This is a genomic window from Magnetospirillum gryphiswaldense MSR-1 v2 (genome assembly GCF_000513295.1).
GTDB classification, from domain to species: Bacteria; Pseudomonadota; Alphaproteobacteria; order Rhodospirillales; family Magnetospirillaceae; genus Magnetospirillum; species Magnetospirillum gryphiswaldense.
Genome location: NC_023065.1, coordinates 1,518,335 through 1,538,744, shown reverse-complemented (window position 1 = coordinate 1,538,744; position 20,410 = coordinate 1,518,335). Strand labels below are relative to the sequence as shown.

Here is a 20,410-nt window from a genome sequence, read left to right as displayed (position 1 = left end):
GCCGTCGGCGATTTTCCCCCACCCATTCGGCTTACCCCACCTGATCGGATGGTGCAAGTGCCGTCGTATGTTTGGCCATGATCTCCCGCAGTGACGCACAGGTCAATCAGGCGTACGACCTATTTATCGACCGAGGCGAATGATTTGTCCGTGGTGTTGGCAGGCCACTTCCGCCAGATCGACGAAAGCACCGGCCACGTCGTCGGGTTGCGCCAAGGTTGCGGCATCCTCGCCGGGGAAAGCGATGGTGCGCATGCGGGTGGCCACCGCACCGGGATCGATCAGATTGGCCTTGATGTTGGAGATATTGGCGATTTCCGCCGCCCAGGTCAGGACGATGGATTCAAGCGCCGCCTTGCCGGCGGCATAGACGCCCCAATAGGGCATGTTGGCCTGCGCCACGTCCGAGGTGACGAAAACGGCGCGGCCATGGTCCGACGCTTTCAAGAGCGGCGCGAAAGCGCGGATCAGGCGGTAATTGGCGGTGACGTTGACGTCGAAGGCTTCCTGGAAGTGCTTTTGGTCAACATGGCCGATGGGGGCCAGTCCGCCGCCGATGTCGCCGGCATTGCCGACCAGGATATCCAGGCGTCCGAAACGCTGATAAAGGGCGGCGGCGACCTGATCGATCTTGTCGAATTCGCGCAGGTTCAGCGGGCACAGCACCGCCTTGCCCCCGGCATTGGCGATTTCGTCATCCAGTTCCTCAAGCGCGCCCTGGGTGCGGGCGACGCAGATGACTTCGGCCCCTTCGGCGGCGAAACGCTTGGCCACGGCACGACCGATGCCGCGCGACGCCCCGGTCACCAGGGCGACGCGGCCTTGCAGACGATTACTCATTTCCCCGCCTCGCCCAGCAGGGAAAGTTGCTTGGGATCGGACAACTGATCGGCATAATCGGTGGGCATGATCGGATAATCGCCGGTGAAGCAGGCATCGCAATATTGCGGCGCCGCCGGGTTGCGGGCTTCCTCGCCCACCGCCTTGTACAGGCCGTCGAGCGAGATGAAGGCCAGCGAATCGACCCCGATCAGCTTGGCCATGCCGTCCACGTCATAGCGCGCCGCCAGCAGCTTTTCCCGTTCCGGCGTGTCGATGCCGAAATAGCAGCAATGGTTGGTCGGCGGCGACGAAATGCGCATGTGCACTTCGCTGGCCCCGGCCTGACGCACCATTTCCACGATCTTGCGGCTGGTGGTGCCGCGCACGATGGAATCGTCGACCAGCACCACCCGCTTGCCTTCGATGGCATGGCGGTTGGGATTGTGCTTCATCTTGACGCCCACATGGCGGGTGCGGTCGGTGGGCTGGATGAAGGTGCGGCCGACATAATGGTTGCGGATGATGCCCAACTCGAACGGAATGCCGGCCTGGGCGGCATAACCGATGGCGGCGGGCACGCCGGAATCGGGCACCGGGATGATGACATCGGCATCCACCGCGCTTTCGCGCGCCAATTGGGCGCCGATGCGCTTGCGGACATCATAGACGCTGGTCCCTTCCATGATGGAATCGGGACGGGCGAAATAGATGTACTCGAAGATGCAGAAGCGGCGCTGCTTGATGGCGAACGGCTTGAGCGAGCGCAGGCCGGTGGCGCTGATGACCACGATTTCGCCCGGTTCGACGTCACGGACGAATTCGGCGCCGATGATGTCGAAGGCGCAGGTTTCCGAGGCCAGACACCACGCCCCGTCCAGCTTGCCCAGCACCAGCGGGCGGATGCCCAGCGGGTCACGCACGCCCATCACCCCGTCCTTGGTCAGGCAGGTCAGCGAATAGGCGCCCTCGATCTGGCGCAGCGCGTCGATCAGGCGGTCCTCGACGCTGGTGTACAGACTGATGGCGATCAGATGGATGATCACCTCGGTGTCGGTGGTGCTTTGGAACAGGCAGCCGCGCTTGACCAGCGAGCGGCGCAGCACGTTGGTGTTGGTCAGGTTGCCGTTATGGGCCAGGGCCAGACCACCGAACTCCATCTCGGCGAACAGCGGCTGAACATTGCGCAGCAAGGTTTCGCCGGTGGTGGAATAACGCACATGGCCGACGGCCGCCGCGCCCTTGAGCTTGCGGATGATGGATTCGGAGCCGAAGCAATCCTCGACATGGCCCAGGTCGCGGTGGTTATGGAAGACGTCGCCGTCATGGGCCACGATGCCCGCCGCTTCCTGACCGCGATGCTGCAGGGCGTGCAGACCCAGGGCGGTCAGAGCCGCCGCCTCGGGGTGGCCATAGATGCCGAACACCCCGCATTCTTCGCGCAGGTGATCGTCGTCGAAAGGATTGGTGGTCAACATGCCGGTTCTCGCCGCTGTAATCATTGATTGGCCTGGATCAGGCGATCCAGTTGGCTTCTGCTTTCCTTGTCGTACCCTTGTGCGGGCTTGGCGCCCGTCTCGACCTCTTTCGCCGCCGGGGCCGCCGGCTGCGGGGCAATGTATTTGCGCAACGTCTGTTCCGCCTGCATCAAATCCTGGGCCTCCTTCGACATCTGCCGGGCTTGGCCCTGGGTGGTGCCGAAATTGTCGGGGGCCAAGGCCCGCAGCATGGTCGCGCCGCGTTCCAGCCAGGGATAGCTTCGGGCCTCGGCCAGCCAGGACGGCGGGGTTTCAGTGATCATGGTGATCAATAGATGGGCAAGGCTGACCAAAAGTGCACCCCTGACCAGACCGAATGCGAAACCCAAGGACGAATCGACGCTGTTCAGCGCGCTGCGGCGCACCCGGTCGGCGGCGGCCTTGGTGATCATGGACAGCACCAGAAGGGTGACCAGGAACAAGGCGGCGCCGGCGGCGATGTCGGCGACCAGGGCGCTGCCGATATATTGCCGGGCCAGCGGCTGGACGTATTGGAAGCCGTAAAGGGCGGCCAGGGCGGCGCCGACCCAGGCGGCGATGGCCAACACCTCGTGGACGAAACCACGCATGAAGGCGAAGCCGGCGGACCCCAGCAAAACGACGGCCACCACGATATCGACGGCAGTGATGGAAAGATTGCCCATTGGGGATTCGGCTCTGTTGTCGTCACGAGGCGGGGCGGAACAGCCCCAACAAATCCTGCAGGTGCCCTAACGGGCGAATGCCCAGTGCCCCCGTGGCCACCGGACCTTTGCCCTTTCTCGGCATCGCGGGCACCAGCCCCTGCGCGAAGCCAAGTTTCGCCGCTTCCTTCAGGCGCAGCTCGGTCTGCGCCACGGCGCGAACCTCGCCCGAAAGTCCGATCTCCCCGAACACCACCATGTCGGCGGGAACCGGGATATCGCTGGCCGACGAGACCAGGGCGGCGGCCACCGCCAGATCGGCGGCGGGTTCGGCGATACGCAAGCCGCCTGCGACGTTCAAATAAACGTCATTGCCCGACAAAGCAAGTCCGCAACGGGCATCGAGCACCGCCAGCACCATGGCGAGGCGGCTGGTATCCCAGCCGACCACGGCGCGCCGGGGCGAAGACAGGGTGCTGGGGGCGACCAGGGCCTGGATTTCCACCAGCATGGGCCGCGTCCCCTCGATGCCGGCGAAGACGCAGGAACCCGAGACATTACCGCGCCGTTCGGCCAAAAACAGCGCCGACGGGTTCAGCACTTCCGCCAGTCCGGCATCGGTCATCTCGAACACGCCGATTTCGTCGGTGGCGCCGAAGCGGTTCTTGACGGCGCGCAGGATGCGGAACTGGTGGCCGCGCTCGCCCTCGAAATAAAGCACGGTGTCGACCATGTGTTCCAGCACGCGGGGGCCGGCGATGGTGCCTTCCTTGGTGACGTGGCCGACCAGGAACAGGACGAAGCCGCGCCGTTTGGCCAGACGGATCAGCTCGTGGGCGCAGGTGCGCACCTGGGTGACGGTACCCGGTGCCGATTCCACCGTGTCGGCGAACATGGTCTGGATGGAATCGATGACCACCACGGCGGGGGCGTCGGCCACATCCAGGGTCGAGACGATATCGCGCAAGGACGTGGCGGCGGCCAGTTGCACCGGGGCATGGGCCAACCCCATGCGCCGGGCGCGCAGGCGCACCTGATCGACCGCCTCTTCGCCCGAGATATAGACCACCGCATGCTTGGCCGAAAGCTGGGCCGCCGCCTGGGTCAGCAGCGTCGATTTGCCGATGCCGGGATCGCCGCCGACCAGCAGGGCCGAGCCGGGCACCAGCCCGCCGCCGGCCACCCGGTCCAACTCGCCGATGCCGGTCATCAGTCGCGGCACCGGGGCGGCCTGACCTTCCAGGCCGACGAATTCGATCTTGCGTCCGGCCTTGCCGCCCAAGCCCTTGGGCGCATTCTCGCGCGGGGCTTCCTCGGCGATGGAATTCCAGGCGCCGCAGGTTTCGCATTTGCCTGCCCATTTGACGGTGACGGCGCCGCATTCCTGGCAGACGAAGCGGGCGGATGATTTGGACATGGGGCGGTCCTATAGCGCGGATTGGGCGCGATCCTAGAGCGCGGGCCCCGGAGTGGCAAGTGGAGTGGCGAGCGGCGCGGTGGGGAAGGTTAGGACCAGACGGGCGCCGGGGTAATAACCGGAATCAAAGGCGATGTGGCCGTCATGACGTTCCATGATCTTGCGGCACAAGGCCAGACCGATGCCGACGCCGGAATACTGACCGGGGCCGTGCAGACGACGGAACAGGTCGAACAGCGATTGGGAAAACGCCGGATCGATGCCGATGCCGTTGTCGCTGACCGTTACCCGCCAGCCCTCGCGCACTTGCAGGGCGGCGATGGAGATGTGCAGTTTGTCCCCGCCGCGAAATTTGACGCTGTTTTCGATAAGCTGAAAAAACAGATCGGCCAATTGGCGGCGATTGCCGATGATCTCGGGCAATTCGCCGATATCCAGTACGATATCGTCTGGCAGCGATACTTTTTGCAAAGCATCGTTTACCGCCAATGACAGGGGCATGAGCTGCATGACCACCTGTTCCTGACAGATCGAGGCATAGCGGTTCATGCCTTCGATCTGCAGCTTCATGCGCAAGGCGGCGGCCTGAAGATAGGACAGGTCGTCGCTCAGTTCGGTCGACGGTGTGCCGCTGGCCCGGACATGGCGTTCGATCAACTGGCTGAAGCTGATCACCGCGCGCATGGGTTCCAGCAAATCGTGGGCGGTGACGAAGGTCACCCTTTCCAGTTCGGCGTTGCTGGCGCGCAGGCGGGCCAGGGCGTCTTCCAATTGATTGGCCCAGGCCTTGCGCTCGGTGATGTCTTCTTGCGACACGATCACCCGGTTCAGGGTCTGCTCGTCCCCGGTGGCCACCTTCCAGCGCAACAGAATTTGGCGAAGCTGGCCGTCCAGGGTGCGGACCACGGTATCGGTGGTCAGGGTCGTCTCCCCCATCCACAAGGCCCGCAATTGGGCCTGGAACGCCGGCAGCGATTCCGGGGTGAAGATCAGCGGCAGGCGGCGCAGCAATTCTTCCCGGCTGCGGGCGTGGTGCATGCTGATGGTGGCGTCGTTGACGTCGATCACCCGCACCATGTCGGCCAAGGCCAGGACTTCCGTCGGATTGGCCTGCATCCACGCGTCGATGTCGTCGATGTTGGGCCGATGCTTTTCCAAGGCGGCGGCGACGGCGGAAAAATCTTCTTCCCACAACGACACCGGCGAGGCGGAAAACAGGATGCGCAAGCGTTGTTCGTTGGCGGCAAGCTCCTGATGACCGCGTGCCAATTCCTGCCGCATCAGGTTCAGCGTACGCACCAGTTCCCACATTTCATCACCGCTGTGGAACTGACCCAAATCCTGTTCAGGGGTTGCCATCGGCCCCTGGCGGCCAAGTTCTTCGGCGTAAAGAGCGATCAGCCGCAGGGGCCGGATCACCGATTGATGGGTCAGCGCATAGATGGCCGCGACCAAGACCACGATCAGCGCCAGATTGGCGGCCAGGATGCCCCACAGGCGTTCCAGTGTACGCCGGTGAAGCGGTGCGGTGGTGGCGCTGACCCGCAATTGCCCCAGATCCATGAGCCGGTCATTGTACGGGCGTGTCAGCGCGAACACCTGGACGATGGCATGGTCGGGCGCCTGCCCCATGCGCAGGACCGTGCCGCCCTGGGCGTCCAACAGTTCCACCTGAGCCATGCCGGGCAATTGCAGCAGGCCCTTGAACACCAGTTCCAACCGCTCGCGGTCTTCCAGCCAGACGTTTTCAGCGATGCTGGGCAGGGTGCTGCTTTCGATCTGGGTCAGCCGGTCCATCAACACGCCGAGGTCGCGGCGGTATTCCAGGTACAAAAGCGCCGATGTCAGGATCAGGGCGGCGATACCGCCGGCCAAGATCACCCGCCGCAGCAAACGCCCGATCACCCCATGGGGGCGGCGCATGATGAAGGCGGATGACATGGTCAGCGATCTGGAAGGATGTGGGAAAAGGCCTTGTCCTGCAGGCTTTTGTGGCTGCCATCGGCCTTCATCGCCACCAATTCGGCGCTGAGGATCGGGACCAGGGCAGCGTGGCGCTTATGCAGGTACAGGTACATGGGAACCTGGGCCAGGGGTGGTTCCTGCACCGTGAGGGAATGGTTCAATTGACGCGCCTGCCACAATGCCTGCCAGCGTTCATGCAAGATGATGTCGGCGCGGGCGTTTTGCAGCAATTGCACCAATTGGCGTGAATCGCGCGAGGTGGTCAGTTCGCGCACACTCGGCAAATTACGTTCGAAGATTTGCCAGCCGATGATATGGGCAACGGAAAACGGCGCCAGGTCGGCCCAAGTCCTGATCAGCGGCGTGGCGGCATTGGTACAGGCAACGAAGTCGTTGACGAAGATGGGTTCCGGCACCTGCACCAGATTGGGATAGTCCTTTTCCAAGCCGCCGATCCGCGCCGCCAATCCGTCGTCGATGCCGTCATTGGTCAAGCTGATGGCGCGGGCGGCGGCGGGATTGACGCTTAAGGTCATGGCTACGCCGGTGCGCTTGGCCAGGGCTTCGATCAGCAGGTCGGTAAAGCCGTCCCGATGCTCGGTCGTCCACGGTTCCCGCATGCCGGTGGTCAGGCTGAGCGGCGTGTCGGCGGCCGACGCAACGGGGGACAGCAGAACCAATGCCAGGATGATGGCGGATAGGCGGATGGTAATAGTCATCATGCCAGTAAGGATATCACGCGCGATTCGGTTTCGGCGATGATGCTTAGGTCGCAAATGCTGCGATCTTTTAGGGCACTTGCGTCCAGGCCGGGACTAGGCGCGCAGTTCCATCTTGATCGGGCCGTCCGCGCGACCGTGGATGAACTGATCGACGAATTCGTTGCCGGAATGGTCGATGTCCTTGGCCGGTCCCACCCAGATCAGGCGGCCCTTATACAGCATGGCGATACGGTCGGCGATCTTGCGGGCCGAGGCCATGTCGTGGGTGATGGACAGCGTCGTCGCCCCCAGTTCCTTGGTGCACTTGACGATCAGGTCGTTGATGACGTCGGCCATGATCGGGTCCAGCCCGGTGGTGGGTTCGTCGAAGAAGATGATTTCCGGGCTGGTGGCGATGGCGCGGGCCAGGGCCACGCGCTTTTGCATGCCGCCCGACAACTCGGCCGGAAACAATTCCCCGGCCGATTCGGCCAGTCCTACCTGGGCCAGTTTTTCGATGGCGATGGCATGGGCCTGTTCGCGCTCCATGCCACGGCCCTGGATCAGGCCGAAGGCGACGTTCTGCCACACCTTCAACGAATCGAACAAGGCGGCGCCCTGGAACAGCATGCCGAATTTCAGCATCATGCGGTCACGGGCCTTGGCGCCCATGCCGATGACTTCCTGGCCATCCACCTTGATCGAGCCCTTTTCCGGCCGCAAGATACCCAGGATGGATTTCAGCAGCACCGACTTGCCGGTGCCCGAGCCGCCGATGATCACCACCGATTCGCCCTGGGCGATGGACAGGTCGGCACCGTCCAGCACCACCTTCTTGCCAAAGGATTTGTGCACGTCGGAAAGGACGATTTTGGCCGGCGCGGTCATGCTCATTTCCCGAAATAAAGGGCGGTGATGACGTAGTTGAAGATCAGAATCATGATGGCCGCCGACACCACCGAATTGGTGGTCGCCGCGCCCACGCCCTGGGCGCCGCCACGGGAATAATAGCCGTGATAGCAGCCCATCAGCGAAATGATGAAGCCGAACACCGCCGCCTTGGTCAGGCCGGAAATGACGTCCAGCGGCTCCAGGAATTCCCAGGTCCGCGCCAGATAGGTGGACGGGTTGAAGCCCAGCTTGTAGACGCCGACGATATAGCCGCCGAAGACGCCGATGATGTCGGCCACCAGCACCAGGCAGGGCACCATCAGCAGGCCGGCCAGCAGCCGCGGCGCCACCAGATACTTGAACGGGTTGGTGGACAAGGTGGTCAGCGCGTCGATCTGCTCGGTCACCCGCATGGTGCCGATCTCCGCCGCCATCGAGGCGCCGATGCGCCCGGCCACCATCAGCCCGGCCAGCACCGGGGCCAGTTCGCGCGTTACCGACAGCACCACCACGGTGGCCACCGCGCTTTCGGCGGCGAAGCGGGAAAAGCCGGAATAGGATTGCAGCGCCAGCACCATGCCGGTGAACACGGCGGTCAGGCCGACCACCGGCAACGAGTAATAGCCGATCTCGACCATGGCCCGCAGGGTCAGGCGCGGATAAAACGGCGGGCGGACCACATGCGACAAGGCGGTGCCGGCAAAGGCCGACAGCCGGCCCACATGGGACAGAAAGGCCAGGAAAATCCGGCCGATGGCCGCCACGAAGTCCATCAGGTATTTCCTCCGCTGTAGTCGCGCAGGTAACGCCTGCCCAGACTTGTCAGGATTTCATAGCCGATGGTGCCGGCCTCGGCGGCCAGGGCGTCGACGTCGTGGTCGGGGCCGATCAGTTCCACCAGGGCGCCGGCATGCACGTGCGCAGGCGCCACGGCGCTGACGTCGAGGGTGATCAAATCCATGGAAATGCGGCCTACGACCGGCACTTTTACCCCCCCGATGACACCAAAGCCGCGATTGCCCAAGGACCGGAACAAGCCATCGGCGTAACCGCAGGCGATGGTGGCGACCCGGCCCTTGGATTTGAACCGATGGCTGGCACCATAGCCAACGGTCTGGGGGGTGTCAACGTCGCGGACTTGCAGGATTTTTCCGTGCAAACGGACGGTCTGACGCAACGGATTGGGGCTGTCCGGCATGGGGTTGATGCCGTAAAGCCCTGCTCCTGGACGGATCAGGTCGAAATGATAATCCGCACCCAGGAAAATGGTGGAACTGGCCGCCAGCGATCGCGGCGCGCTTACCCCCAACCGGTCGGCCAACACGGTGAAGCGGTCCAGTTGCTGACGGTTCATGGCGTGGTCGCGTTCGTCGGCGCAGGCCATGTGGCTCATGACCAGAACGGGCTGGATGCCGTCCAGGCGGCGGTTATCGGCGGCCAGCAGCTCCACCGCCGTTTCGTCCAGGCCCAGGCGGTTCATGCCGCTGTCCATGTGGATGGCGGCGGGCAGGGGGCGACCGCCGGCGGCGGCGAAGCCCGACCACAGGCCGATCTGTTCCGGGCTGTTGAGTACCGGGATCAGTTGATGGCCGATGAAATCGGCGCCGGTGCCCGGTAACACCCCGCCCAGCACCAGGATGCGGGCGTCGTTCACATGCGGGCGCAGGCTGATGCCTTCGTCGATGGTGGCGACGAAGAAGGTGGTGCACCCGGCCTTGCGCAAGGCCCGCGCCACCGGTGCCGCGCCCAGACCATAACCATCGGCCTTGACCACCCCGGCGGCCTCGGCATTGGGGGCGTGCGCCGCCAGGGTGCGCCAGTTGTCGGCGATGGCGTCGAGATCGATGGACAGAATGCCGGTGGCACGGTCGTGGGCGGTCATCAATACCCCGGTTCTTCGTAATGATCGTTGGTCATCAGATTGCCGAACTTGGTGAATTCGCCCTGGAAGGCCAGACGCACGGTGCCGACCGGGCCATGACGCTGCTTGGCGATGATGACTTCGGCGGTGTTCCACACCTCTTCGCAGCGCTCCTGCCATTTGGCGTGGCGCTCGTTGAACTTTTCCGGGGTTTCGTCCGGGCGTTGGCCCGGCTCGGCCCGTTCTAGGTAATATTGTTCGCGGAACACGAACATCACCACGTCGGCGTCCTGTTCGATCGAGCCCGATTCACGCAGATCCGACAATTGCGGGCGCTTGTCTTCACGCTGTTCCACCGCGCGCGACAGCTGCGACAGGGCGATCACCGGCAAATCCAGTTCCTTGGCCAGGGCTTTCAGGCCACGGGTGATTTCCGACACTTCCTGCACGCGGCTTTCGGCGGTCGCCCCCGAGCCGCGCAGCAATTGCAGGTAATCGACCACGATCAGGTGCAGGCCTTGCTGGCGCTTGAGGCGTCGCGCCCGGGTGCGCACGGCGGAAATGCTGAGCGCGGGGGTGTCGTCGATGTGAAGCGGCAGGCGGTGCAGTTCCTGGGCGGCGACCACCAGACGTTCGAACTCGTCGTTGGACATCTCGCCTTGGCGGATTTTGTGGCTTTGGATTTCCGCCGCCTCGGCCAGGATACGGGTGGCCAGCTGTTCCGACGACATTTCCAGCGAGAAGAAGGCGACAACGCCGCCATCGGCGGCCTTCTTGTTGCCCAGCGCGTCCACTTCCTCGCGATAGGCCTTGGCGGCGTTATAGGCGATGTTGGTGGCCAGCGAGGTCTTGCCCATGGACGGGCGCCCGGCCAGGATCAGCAGATCCGATGGATGCAGGCCGCCCAGTTTCTTGTCCAGGTCGATCAGGCCGGTAGGCACACCCGACAGCTTGCCCTGGCGCTTATGCGCCGATTCGGCTTGCTTGACCGCCTCCACCAGCACTTGGCCGAAGGTTTCGAAACCGCCCTCGGTCTGGCCGGTGGTGGCCAATTCATACAACTGCGCCTCGGCCCGCCCGATCTGGTCCATGGCCGGCTCGTCGATCTTGGGGGCGTGGGCCTGATTGACCATGGTCTCGCCCAGCTCGATCAACTCGCGCCTAAGATGCAGGTCGTGGATCAGCTTGGCGTAATCCTCGGCGTCGATGATCGACACCACCGCATTGGCCAATTGCGCCAGATAGGGGGTGCCGCCCAACTCCTCCAGGCCGCCGTCATGCTGGAAATAGGTGGTCAGGGTCACCGGATTGGCGATCTGGCCGCGTTCGATCAGCTTGGCGCAGGCGGCGAAGACGCGGCCATGGGTGGGATCGGCGAAATGTTCGGGCCGCAGATATTCCGACACCCGTTCAAAGGTGCGGTTGTTGAGCAAGATGGCGCCCAACAGCGCCTGCTCCGCTTCATAATTGTGCGGCGGCGTGCGGAAGGTGATGGTTTCTTCTGGGTTCGACATGGCCCGAACCCTAGCAGAAGACGACGGTCAGGCAAAGATTGCGGGTACGGGCAGGGTCTTCAAAGTGGCCGTGCTTTTCGTCGTCACCCCCACCGGGGCGCCGCTGAACAGGGTAAAGCCCAGGCTGGCGGCACGTTTGATGTCTTCGGGGTTGGTGGCGTTCCACAGGGCCAGTTGAAACCCCAATTCACCGACGTCGTGGGCGACCAGGGTGTAAAGGGCGTGGATGGCCGACGGGGTGAAGCCGGCCAGTTGCGCCTGTAACTGGTTCAGGCACAGATATTCGGCGCCGCACTCGCGCAGGAAGCGGGCGGTCTCGGCCTCGGGCACCACCCGGATGGCCACGGCACAACCGCGGGCACGGATGGCGCCGATCACCGCCCGCAGCGTCGGGCGGCTGAGATTGGCCACCGCCCCGGCCAGTTCCAGCACCAGCTTGCCGCCGCCGGGGTGACAGATGGTGTCGAGAAAGTCTTCGATTCCCTTGCCATGCGACAGGGTGTGGGTGTTGACCACCACCGGCAGGAACAGCAAACCGCGATCGGGGCGGAAGGCGGCGCCGGCATGGGCCAGATGGCGGTTGACGTCCACCGCCATGGGGTCTTCCTCGCCGCCGAACATGACGGCGCGTTCCCACATGGTCTGGCCGCCGAAATCACGCCGTGCCCGCGCCCGGCTGCCGATGATCGCCTGACGCGGCATGTCCCACACCGGCTGATATTCAATGCTGAGCGAAATGGACGGGTGGTGGCTGTGCTCCATCGCCTTGTGCATGGTCTCGACGCTGGCCGGGGCCTTGGTATGGCGCAAGGTGGAAAGCGGCAGAACCTCGGTCGCCACCTCGACGCCGTGGGACTGGCTGCCGGTCAGGTGCTGGCGGATTTCCGTGGCTATGGCGGTCGCGCGCAGGCGACCCTCGATTGCGCTCAGGGTCGGAAACAGCAGCATGAAACGGCCTTCGGCCAGCCGCAGGCACGAATCGGTGGCGCCCAGACGGTGATGCAGGATGTTCTCGGCGATAGCCATGGCCTTGGGCAACAGGCGATGCCACTCATCGTCATCGGCGCCGACGGGGGAGATACGGACGATATGCAGGCGCCCGAAACTGCCATCCTGGTCGTCGTGCAGAACCTGTTGCAGCAGGTGCTCGAAGGCAGCGCGATCAGAATAGACGACGGGGGCGGTCATATGATTGTCCTTGTTTCCGCTATCATTAAAGATAGCGTCGCCCCGCCCGGTCGGCACCGGATACTTTAGTCGGATTGGTGGTCTTTTTCCCGTTCGAACATGTAGTCGCGGGTGAAGGGCAGGGCATAGCGGTGCTTGGTCAACTGAATCTGGAACACCATCAGCGACATGCGGCGGAAGCCGATTTCGCAGGCGGACAGATAGGCCTCCCACATGCGGCAAAAGCGTTCATCGTACAGTGCCGCCGCTTCGGCCCGATGTTCGGTGAAGCGATCGCGCCAAGCCTTCAGGGTTTCGGCGTAATGGACGCGCAGCACCTCCACGTCGGTGGTCCATAGCCGGGCCTTTTCCACCGCCGGCAACACCTGACCCAAGGACGGCGTGTAGGAACCGGGGAAGATGTGACGCTGTATCCACGGATTGGAAGAACCGTAATCGAACTCGCCGACCGAATGGACCAGGGCGACGCCGTCCTCGGTCAGCAGGTCGCGCACCTTGCGGAAATACTGGCGGTAATGCGGCGGCCCCACATGTTCGAACATGCCGACGCTGACGATGCGGTCGAATTTGTCCTTGAGCTTGCGGTAATCCAGCAATTCAAACCGCACGCGGTCGGCCAGGCCGGCCTGTTCGGCCCGGCGCCGCGCCACCTCCAGCTGTTCCTTCGACAGGGTCACCCCCAGGACCGTGACGTCGGCGGCCCGAGCGATGGACAGCGCCATGCCGCCCCAGCCGCAGCCGATATCCAGCACCGATTGGCCGTCCTTGATGTCGAGCTTGGCGATGATATGGCGCTTTTTCGCCACTTGCGCCTGTTCCAGGCTGTCTTCAGGCGAGTGGAAATAGGCGCAGGAATATTGCAGGTCGTCGTCAAGAAACAGGCGGAACAGGTTTTCGTGCAGGTCGTAATGGTGCGAGACCCGCTTATGCGCCAGATGCACCGGGTTCCAGCGTTGCCAGAACAAGAAGGCGCGCCCCATGGCCTGATAGATTTTGTGCGCCGGGTTGAAGCCGCCGCCGGCGACATTGGCGCAGCAGACGTCCAAAAAGTCGTGGAAGCTGCCTTCCTCCATCACCAGCGTGCCGTCGGTATAGGATTCCAGCAGGTGGTAATCGGGGGCCAGGACGATGCGGCGTTCAGTCTTGGCATCAAGGATGCGGGCCACCGCCACCGGGGCCGAGCCGTCGCCATATTGGCGCCTGGTGCCGGAACTGTCGATGACCGCCAGCGATCCTTCGTTGATCAGATTGGAAAACAGCAGATCGAGAAGGGACATGGGTTTCGCGCTCCGGTAGACGCCCGGCCACATGGTGGCGCGTCGCAGGCGAAGGGGAAACCTAGTCTTTGGTATTAGTCTAATGAAACGGCACGGGCGGCGGACGGTTTCCCGTCCGCCGCCCGGCGGCAAAACACTTCGGCTGGGAAAGGGCTTAGGCCTCTTCCACGTCCTCGGCGATCTCTTCTTCTTCCACCACGTCTTCGACTTCGGCTTCTTCAGCTTCGGCTTCAACGACGGCGGCAGCCGCAGCGGCAGCGGCGCGCTCGGCCTCTTCCTGCGAGCGGGCGACGGTGATGGTCACGGTCACCGAGACTTCCGGGTGCAGCGAGACGCGGACCGGGTACGAACCCAGGGTCTTGATCGGGCTGTCCAGGTTGACCTGGCGGCGTTCCACCGTGTAGCCGGCTTCCTTGATGGCGTCGGCGACGTCACGGCCAGAAACCGAACCGTACAGCTGACCACCTTCACCGGCCTGACGAACCATCAGCACCGACAGACCGTCCATCTTGACGGCGACGGCCTGGGCTTCGTCACGGCGCTTGAGGTTCAGAGCCTCAAGCTGAACACGCTGCTGTTCGAAGAAGGCAAGGTTGCCCTTGTTGGCGCGCAGCGCCTTCTTCTGAGGCAGCAGAAAATTGCGGGCGAAGCCAGGCTTGACCTTGACCACGTCGCCCATCTGACCGAGCTTCTCGATCCTTTCGAGCAGGATGACTTCCATCTTAACCCTCCATACCGCCGCCGCTATTGCCGCGGCGGAACCTCATCGTCCAGAATCTCACCATCCCCAGTATGGCGACGGCCAGGGCCGTCCACACGAATACCAGGGCCAGCAACCCGTATGTCGCGGCAAGGATGAACCTTGCCTGGGGCTTGCCCGCGGCGAAGCCATGAATGGCCGCCAATCCCAAGAACATGAATGGGATCAGCACCACCAAGGCCACGTTGCCGCCCACATAGCCGACGTCGCCGCCGAGTACCTGGGATGCCAACGCCGCCACCACCATCAGCACAGCCAGCCAATCGGGCAGCCAAAGCTGCCGATAGACCGGCGACGGCCGGCGGTTGCGGCCAAGCCTGACCAGCACGCCTTGCGCCCCGGTGGCATTGGCGACGATCATCACCAACCATGATGCGCACACCATGGCGGGGAAGAACGACGACCACCACCCGGCCACCTTAGGCCGCTCGTTGGGCGGCAATTCGGTGGCCAGCAGATCAAGTGTGCGACCGATCGTCTCGGTCACCCAGCCCTTGACCCCCTCGGGGTGCCCCGCCACCAGGATCGCGCTGATACACATCAGCGCCAACACGGCGGCGGTCAGCCATGCCAGGATCAGACCCGGCGGGTACCACTCGGTCGGACCATCCTGCGGCTGGCGCCACAACAAGGCCCGGTTCGTCACCACCAGGGCAGGCAGCGCGGCTGCGGCCAGAAAGGACAGAGCGGACATGCCGCCAAACCCCAAAGCCACCACCACCGCGCCGACCAGACCAGCGGTCACCGAGGCGCCCATGCCCAGCGCCAGTCCCGCCATCATCAGCGGTAAAGGCGCCACATAGGACAGTACAAACCCTAACGCGATGCCTTTCACCAGCGACAGGAACAGGAGCGCACTCAGCAATCCCGCCGCCAGCCCAAGGCCGAGTTGCCGAATCATCGGCAAGACAAGCTGCTTACTTCACCACGTAGGGCAGCAGACCCAAGAAGCGGGCGCGCTTGATGGCCTGGGCCAGTTCGCGCTGCTTCTTGGCCGACACCGCGGTGATGCGGCTCGGCACGATCTTGCCGCGCTCGGAAATGAAGCGGCTCAGCAGCTTGGTGTCCTTGTAGTCGATCTTCGGCGCACCCTCACCCGAGAACGGGCAGGTCTTGCGGCGACGGAAGAACGGACGGCGGGCGCCGGCGGTGGCCGTCGGGCGCGGACGCTCGGTCTTGACTTCGCTCATTATTCACCTCCCTCGGAACGGCGGGGACGATCTTCACGCGGGCCGCGATCTTCACGCGGGCCACGGTCGCCAAAGCCACGATCTTCGCGGCGCGGACGTTCGTCACGGCTGTTCTTGGCCTGCATCATGGCCGACGGGCCTTCTTCCAACTCGTCGACGCGAACGGTAAGGACGCGCAGAACGTCTTCGTTCAGCGACATCTGGCGTTCCATTTCCTTGACCGCGGCCGAGGGGGAATCCAGGTTCAGCAGAACGTAGTGCGCCTTACGGTTCTTCTTGACCCGGTAGGCGATGTTGCGCAGGCCCCAGAATTCCTTCTTGGCGACGGTACCGCCGCCCTGGGCCAACACACCGGCCATCTCGTCGATCAGGGTTTCGACCTGCGGGGCCGAAACTTCCTGACGCGCGAGAATCACGCATTCATAAAAAGGCATTCAATAATCCCTTCTGGCTTTTCTCTTCCCACTCGCCCCCACCATGAGGACGCGGGCATAGCCGTCCAGCCTTCACTGGCTGACCGGCAAGGGGGTAGGAGGCGGGGAATATACACGAAAACATAAGCGATGCAAGAAATGCCGGAATGTCCTAACCGATTTCCAGCTGGCCCTCGTGCAGCAGGTGGCCGATCATCTCGAAATCGCGGCGGATCAGGTCAAATCCGATCAGGCTGAGGCCGAGATTTTCAATGATGGACGAAGGGCAGTGGCCGGTTTTCATGCGTGTCCTCAGCGCCATGGCCTCGTGCAGGAAATCGCCGTGCTCGGCACAATGGATTTCCCGGTGAGCACTGCCCGGCGGCAGGGTCAGGCGGTCCATCAGCCGCTCCTCGATCTGGGCATGGCAGGCGAAGGCGTCGAGCCAGAAATCAAAGCGGCCCAGGATTTCCGCCATGCTGGCTTGGACATCGATGGCCGTTTGCACGGCGACCAGGCATTCGACCAGTTCGCGGTGATGGTGGTCGATGGCGGTGTGGCCGATACTATACGTTTCTGTCCATAGAACCGGGGGCACGGGGTAAGGCTCCAGCGCGGGTGGGGGCGAACCATGAGGGCAAACAGTGTCGCATGCAATATAACCTTAAGGTGATGATGGAGCGCAATGGAAGTAACGCCGCCCTTGACAGCGCCCCCCTTCATGCCTTTCCTCACCGCCACGTTAATTTCACCCCCGACGGAGGGATATCATGTCGCGTGCGTTCGTCTTCCCCGGCCAAGGTTCCCAGGCGGTCGGCATGGGCCGCGAACTGGCCGAAGCCTTCGCCGAAGCCCGCCACGTTTTCCAGGAAGTGGACGAGGCGCTGTCGCAGAACCTGTCCAAGCTGATGTTCGAAGGCCCGGAAGACACCCTGACCCTGACCGAAAACGCCCAGCCGGCGCTGATGGCCATGTCGGTGGCGGTGGTCCGCGTGCTGGAAGGCCAGGGCAAGATGGATCTGGCCAAGACCGCCAGCTTCGTTGCCGGCCATTCCTTGGGCGAATATTCGGCCCTGGCCGCTGTCGGCACTTTCAGTCTGGCCGATACGGCGCGGCTGTTGAAATTGCGCGGCCAAAGCATGCAAAAGGCGGTGCCGGTGGGTGTCGGCGCCATGGCCGCGCTGCTGGGCAGCGAGTATGAACAGGCCAAGGAAATCGCCGCCCTGGCCGCCGAGGGTCAGGTGTGCGAAGCCGCCAACGACAACGGCGCCGGTCAGGTGGTGGTGTCGGGTCACAAGGAAGCGGTGGAACGCGCCATGAAGATCGCGGCGGAAAAGGGCATCAAGCGCGCCGTGCTGTTGCCGGTATCCGCGCCCTTCCATTGCGCCCTGATGCAGCCCGCCGCCGACGCCATGGCCGAGGCGCTGTCCAACGTCACCATGAACGCGCCCAAAGTGCCGCTGGTGGCCAACGTGGTGGCCTCCGCCGTCACCGACCCGGAAGTCATCCGCGATCTGCTGGTCAAGCAAGTCACCGGTACCGTGCGTTGGCGCGAGGGTGTGCTTTATATGAAGGAGCAGGGGGTCAGCCAATTGGTCGAGCTGGGCGCCGGCAAGGTGCTGTCGGGGCTGGCCAAGCGCATCGACAAGGAATTGTCGGGCCTTGCCGTCGGCAACCCGGCTGATATCGACGCCTTCCTGGCTTCGCTTTAATCACTTCGATAGGGGGAACCACATGTTCGATCTTACCGGCAAGACCGCCCTTGTCACCGGTGCCTCGGGCGGCATCGGCGGCGCCATCGCCAAGGCCCTGCATCAGGCCGGCGCCACGGTCGCCATCCATGGCACCAGGCGCGAGGCGCTGGACACCCTGGCCGCCGAGTTGGGTGAGCGCGTCCACGTGCTGCCCGCCAACCTGTCCAAGCCCGAGGAAGTCGAGCAACTGGCCAAGGATGCCGAGGCGGCCCTGGGCGGCCTGGACATCCTGGTCAACAATGCCGGCATCACCAAGGACGGGCTGGTCCTGCGCATGAAGGACGAGGACTGGGATTCGGTGATCAATGTCAACCTGACCGCCGCCTTCCGTCTGTGCCGCGCCGCCATCAAGGGTATGATGAAGCGCCGTTCGGGCCGTATCATCAACATCACCTCCATCGTCGGCGTCACCGGCAATCCCGGTCAGGTCAATTACTGCGCCTCCAAGGCCGGTATGATCGGCATGACCAAGTCGCTGGCCCAGGAAGTGGCCAGCCGCAACGTCACCGTCAACGCCGTGGCTCCGGGCTTCATCGCCACCGCCATGACCGACGAGTTGAATGACGAGCAGAAGGCCCGCATCAACACCCAGATTCCCGCCGGCCGCATGGGTTCGGCCGACGAGATCGCGGCGGCGGTGCTGTATCTGGCCTCGAACGAGGCGGCTTACGTCACCGGTCAGACCCTGCACGTCAATGGCGGCATGGCGATGATCTAGGGCTGTTGGCCCAACAAGTTTCAACAGCTTGTGTTTCCAGTGCTGGCCAAGCCAGAAAAAGTGTGCTAGGTACGGGCCACTTTCCGCCGCCAAGGGGCTTTCAGTCTTACGGGGCGGGCGCAAGTTTCACCAAATGGCACTACACCTTGAGGGAATTCACATGAGCGACGTCGCCGAGCGGGTTAAGAAGATTGTCGTTGAGCATCTGGGCGTTGAAGAAGCCAAGGTGACCGAGAACGCCAGCTTCATCGATGACCTGGGCGCCGACAGCCTCGACACCGTCGAGCTGGTCATGGCCTTTGAAGAAGAATTCGGCTGCGAAATCCCCGATGACGCCGCTGAAAAGATTTTGACCGTCAAGGACGCGATCGACTTCATCTCGAAGGCCGCGTAATACGGGTTTCAAGGGCGCCGACTCCCGCAATGGGACCGGCGCCCTTTCTCTAAGTACTGCAACGGGACCATCCGCATGAGACGTGTCGTCGTCACCGGCATTGGTATTGTCAGTCCGCTGGGCTGCGGTGCCGAACACAACTGGAAGCGCCTCATCGCCGGCGATTCCGGTATTCGCGCCATCGAACATTTCGAGGTGTCGGACCTTCCCGCCAAGATCGCCGGCGTCATTCCGCGCGGGACCGGCGAAGGTGAACTGGATCTGGACAAGGTCGCTCCGGCCAAGGAACGTCGCCGCATGGACGATTTCATCGTCTATGGTCTGGCCGCCGCCATGGAAGCCATCGAGGATTCCGGCTGGAAGCCCACCGATGACGAAGGTCAGGAACGCACCGGCGTGATGATCGGCTCCGGCATCGGCGGTTTGCCGGCCATTGCCGAAGGTGCCCTGGTCCTGCGGGAATCCGGTCCGCGCCGGGTCAGTCCCTTCTTCATTCCTTCGGCCCTGATCAATCTGGTCTCCGGCCACGTTTCCATCAAATATGGTTTCAAGGGCCCCAACCACGCCGTGGTGACCGCTTGCGCCACCGGTGCCCATGCCATTGGTGATGCCGCCCGCCTGATCATGTTCGGCGATGCCGAAGTGATGGTGGCCGGCGGCACCGAAGCCGCCGTGACCCGCCTGGGCGTGGCCGGCTTCGCCGCCTGCAAGGCCTTGTCCACCGCCCGCAACGACGAGCCGACCAAGGCGTCGCGTCCGTGGGATAAGGATCGTGACGGCTTCGTCATGGGCGAAGGCGCCGGTGTGGTGGTTCTGGAAGAGCTGGAGCACGCCCGTGCCCGTGGCGCCAAGATTTACGGCGAAGTCATCGGCTACGGCATGTCGGGCGACGCCCACCACATCACCGCCCCGGCGGAAGACGGTAACGGTGCCTACCGGGCGATGAAGGCGGCGCTGGATCGTGCCGGCCTGACCCCCGGCGACGTGGATTACATCAATGCCCACGGCACCGCCACCATGGGTGACGTCATCGAACTGGGCGCGGTCAAGCGCCTGTTCGGCAGCGCCATCGAAACCGTGTCCATGAGTTCGACCAAGTCGGCCATCGGCCATCTGCTGGGCGCCGCCGGCGCGGTGGAAGCCATCTTCTGCCTGCTGGCCCTGCGCGATCAGGTGGCACCGCCGACCCTCAACCTGGATAACCCGGACGAGGGCTGCGACATCGATCTGGTGGCCAAGGTGGCCAAGAAGCGCGAAATCCGGGTGGCCATGTCCAACTCGTTCGGCTTCGGCGGCACCAACGCCTCGGTCATCTTCAAGGGCGCCCCGTCGTAACCGGGCGCTTGGGTTGACGTAACGAAGGCTCCCGTGTTCAGGCATGGGGGCC

Annotated in this window: 21 protein-coding genes; 4 read left to right on the top strand and 17 right to left on the bottom strand. The window is 63.6% G+C overall.

Annotated features, from left to right (window positions below; genetic code table 11):
* Window positions 1–123: 123 nt before the first annotated feature.
* The 17 genes from MGMSRV2_RS07395 to MGMSRV2_RS07315 form a co-directional block, all read right to left on the bottom strand.
* Window positions 124–840 (bottom strand): SDR family NAD(P)-dependent oxidoreductase, encoded by a 717-nt coding sequence (locus MGMSRV2_RS07395; RefSeq protein ID WP_024079741.1) that lies wholly within the window; start codon window positions 838–840, stop codon window positions 124–126.
* Window positions 837–2,297, bottom strand: coding sequence for an amidophosphoribosyltransferase (gene purF / locus MGMSRV2_RS07390; RefSeq protein WP_024079740.1), 1,461 nt, complete (start codon window positions 2,295–2,297; stop codon window positions 837–839). The genes MGMSRV2_RS07395 and purF overlap by 4 nt, the downstream gene beginning before the upstream one ends.
* 20 nt (window positions 2,298–2,317) lie before the next feature.
* Window positions 2,318–3,001: a CvpA family protein gene (locus MGMSRV2_RS07385; RefSeq protein WP_024079739.1), complete on the bottom strand. Its 684-nt coding sequence runs from the start codon at window positions 2,999–3,001 to the stop codon at window positions 2,318–2,320.
* A 22-nt stretch (window positions 3,002–3,023) separates the two neighbouring features.
* Window positions 3,024–4,397, bottom strand: coding sequence for a DNA repair protein RadA (radA, locus tag MGMSRV2_RS07380; protein ID WP_024079738.1), 1,374 nt, complete (start codon window positions 4,395–4,397; stop codon window positions 3,024–3,026).
* 33 nt (window positions 4,398–4,430) lie between these two features.
* Window positions 4,431–6,338: an ATP-binding protein gene (locus MGMSRV2_RS07375; protein WP_024079737.1), complete on the bottom strand. Its 1,908-nt coding sequence runs from the start codon at window positions 6,336–6,338 to the stop codon at window positions 4,431–4,433.
* 2 nt (window positions 6,339–6,340) lie between these two features.
* Window positions 6,341–7,084 carry a substrate-binding periplasmic protein gene (locus tag MGMSRV2_RS07370; protein ID WP_024079736.1) on the bottom strand — a complete coding sequence of 248 codons (744 nt, stop codon included), beginning with the start codon at window positions 7,082–7,084 and terminating at the stop codon, window positions 6,341–6,343.
* A gap of 93 nt (window positions 7,085–7,177) precedes the next feature.
* The gene (locus MGMSRV2_RS07365) at window positions 7,178–7,951 is read right to left on the bottom strand and encodes an ABC transporter ATP-binding protein (protein ID WP_041633517.1); all 774 of its coding nucleotides are present in this window, start codon (window positions 7,949–7,951) and stop codon (window positions 7,178–7,180) included.
* Between the two features lie 2 nt (window positions 7,952–7,953).
* On the bottom strand, window positions 7,954–8,727 hold the full coding sequence (locus MGMSRV2_RS07360; protein ID WP_024079734.1) for an MlaE family ABC transporter permease: 774 nt from the start codon (window positions 8,725–8,727) through the stop codon (window positions 7,954–7,956).
* Window positions 8,727–9,836, bottom strand: a complete 1,110-nt coding sequence (gene alr, locus MGMSRV2_RS07355; RefSeq protein WP_041633516.1) for an alanine racemase — start codon at window positions 9,834–9,836, stop codon at window positions 8,727–8,729. Before alr ends, MGMSRV2_RS07360 begins: the two co-directional genes overlap by 1 nt.
* Window positions 9,836–11,329 (bottom strand): replicative DNA helicase, encoded by a 1,494-nt coding sequence (locus MGMSRV2_RS07350; protein WP_024079732.1) that lies wholly within the window; start codon window positions 11,327–11,329, stop codon window positions 9,836–9,838. The genes alr and MGMSRV2_RS07350 overlap by 1 nt, the downstream gene beginning before the upstream one ends.
* Window positions 11,330–11,356: 27 nt before the next feature.
* Complete coding sequence (locus tag MGMSRV2_RS07345; RefSeq protein WP_024079731.1) at window positions 11,357–12,517, bottom strand: EAL domain-containing protein; 1,161 nt, start codon at window positions 12,515–12,517, stop codon at window positions 11,357–11,359.
* A 65-nt stretch (window positions 12,518–12,582) separates the two neighbouring features.
* Entirely contained in the window at window positions 12,583–13,794 is a 1,212-nt protein-coding gene (locus tag MGMSRV2_RS07340) for an SAM-dependent methyltransferase (protein WP_024079730.1), read from the bottom strand.
* Between the two features lie 154 nt (window positions 13,795–13,948).
* Window positions 13,949–14,515, bottom strand: coding sequence for a 50S ribosomal protein L9 (rplI, locus tag MGMSRV2_RS07335; protein WP_024079729.1), 567 nt, complete (start codon window positions 14,513–14,515; stop codon window positions 13,949–13,951).
* 1 nt (window position 14,516) lies between these two features.
* Window positions 14,517–15,419 carry a YybS family protein gene (locus MGMSRV2_RS07330; RefSeq protein WP_234016335.1) on the bottom strand — a complete coding sequence of 301 codons (903 nt, stop codon included), beginning with the start codon at window positions 15,417–15,419 and terminating at the stop codon, window positions 14,517–14,519.
* 52 nt (window positions 15,420–15,471) lie between these two features.
* Entirely contained in the window at window positions 15,472–15,744 is a 273-nt protein-coding gene (gene rpsR, locus MGMSRV2_RS07325) for a 30S ribosomal protein S18 (RefSeq protein WP_024079727.1), read from the bottom strand.
* Window positions 15,744–16,178, bottom strand: a complete 435-nt coding sequence (gene rpsF / locus MGMSRV2_RS07320) for a 30S ribosomal protein S6 (protein ID WP_024079726.1) — start codon at window positions 16,176–16,178, stop codon at window positions 15,744–15,746. The genes rpsR and rpsF overlap by 1 nt, the downstream gene beginning before the upstream one ends.
* 151 nt (window positions 16,179–16,329) lie before the next feature.
* The gene (locus MGMSRV2_RS07315) at window positions 16,330–16,755 is read right to left on the bottom strand and encodes a bacteriohemerythrin (RefSeq protein WP_024079725.1); all 426 of its coding nucleotides are present in this window, start codon (window positions 16,753–16,755) and stop codon (window positions 16,330–16,332) included.
* Between the two features lie 172 nt (window positions 16,756–16,927).
* Between MGMSRV2_RS07315 and fabD the strand changes: the two genes are divergently transcribed.
* The 4 genes from fabD to fabF all read left to right on the top strand — a co-directional run bounded on the left by fabD (window position 16,928) and on the right by fabF (window position 20,358).
* The gene (fabD, locus tag MGMSRV2_RS07310; protein ID WP_024079724.1) at window positions 16,928–17,869 is read left to right on the top strand and encodes an ACP S-malonyltransferase; all 942 of its coding nucleotides are present in this window, start codon (window positions 16,928–16,930) and stop codon (window positions 17,867–17,869) included.
* 22 nt (window positions 17,870–17,891) lie between these two features.
* A complete protein-coding gene (fabG, locus tag MGMSRV2_RS07305) occupies window positions 17,892–18,629 on the top strand; it encodes a 3-oxoacyl-[acyl-carrier-protein] reductase (protein WP_024079723.1) in 738 nt (245 codons plus the stop codon).
* Window positions 18,630–18,789: 160 nt separating this feature from the next.
* Window positions 18,790–19,023 (top strand): acyl carrier protein, encoded by a 234-nt coding sequence (locus MGMSRV2_RS07300; RefSeq protein ID WP_024079722.1) that lies wholly within the window; start codon window positions 18,790–18,792, stop codon window positions 19,021–19,023.
* Between the two features lie 75 nt (window positions 19,024–19,098).
* Complete coding sequence (fabF, locus tag MGMSRV2_RS07295) at window positions 19,099–20,358, top strand: beta-ketoacyl-ACP synthase II (RefSeq protein WP_024079721.1); 1,260 nt, start codon at window positions 19,099–19,101, stop codon at window positions 20,356–20,358.
* Window positions 20,359–20,410: the final 52 nt, after the last annotated feature.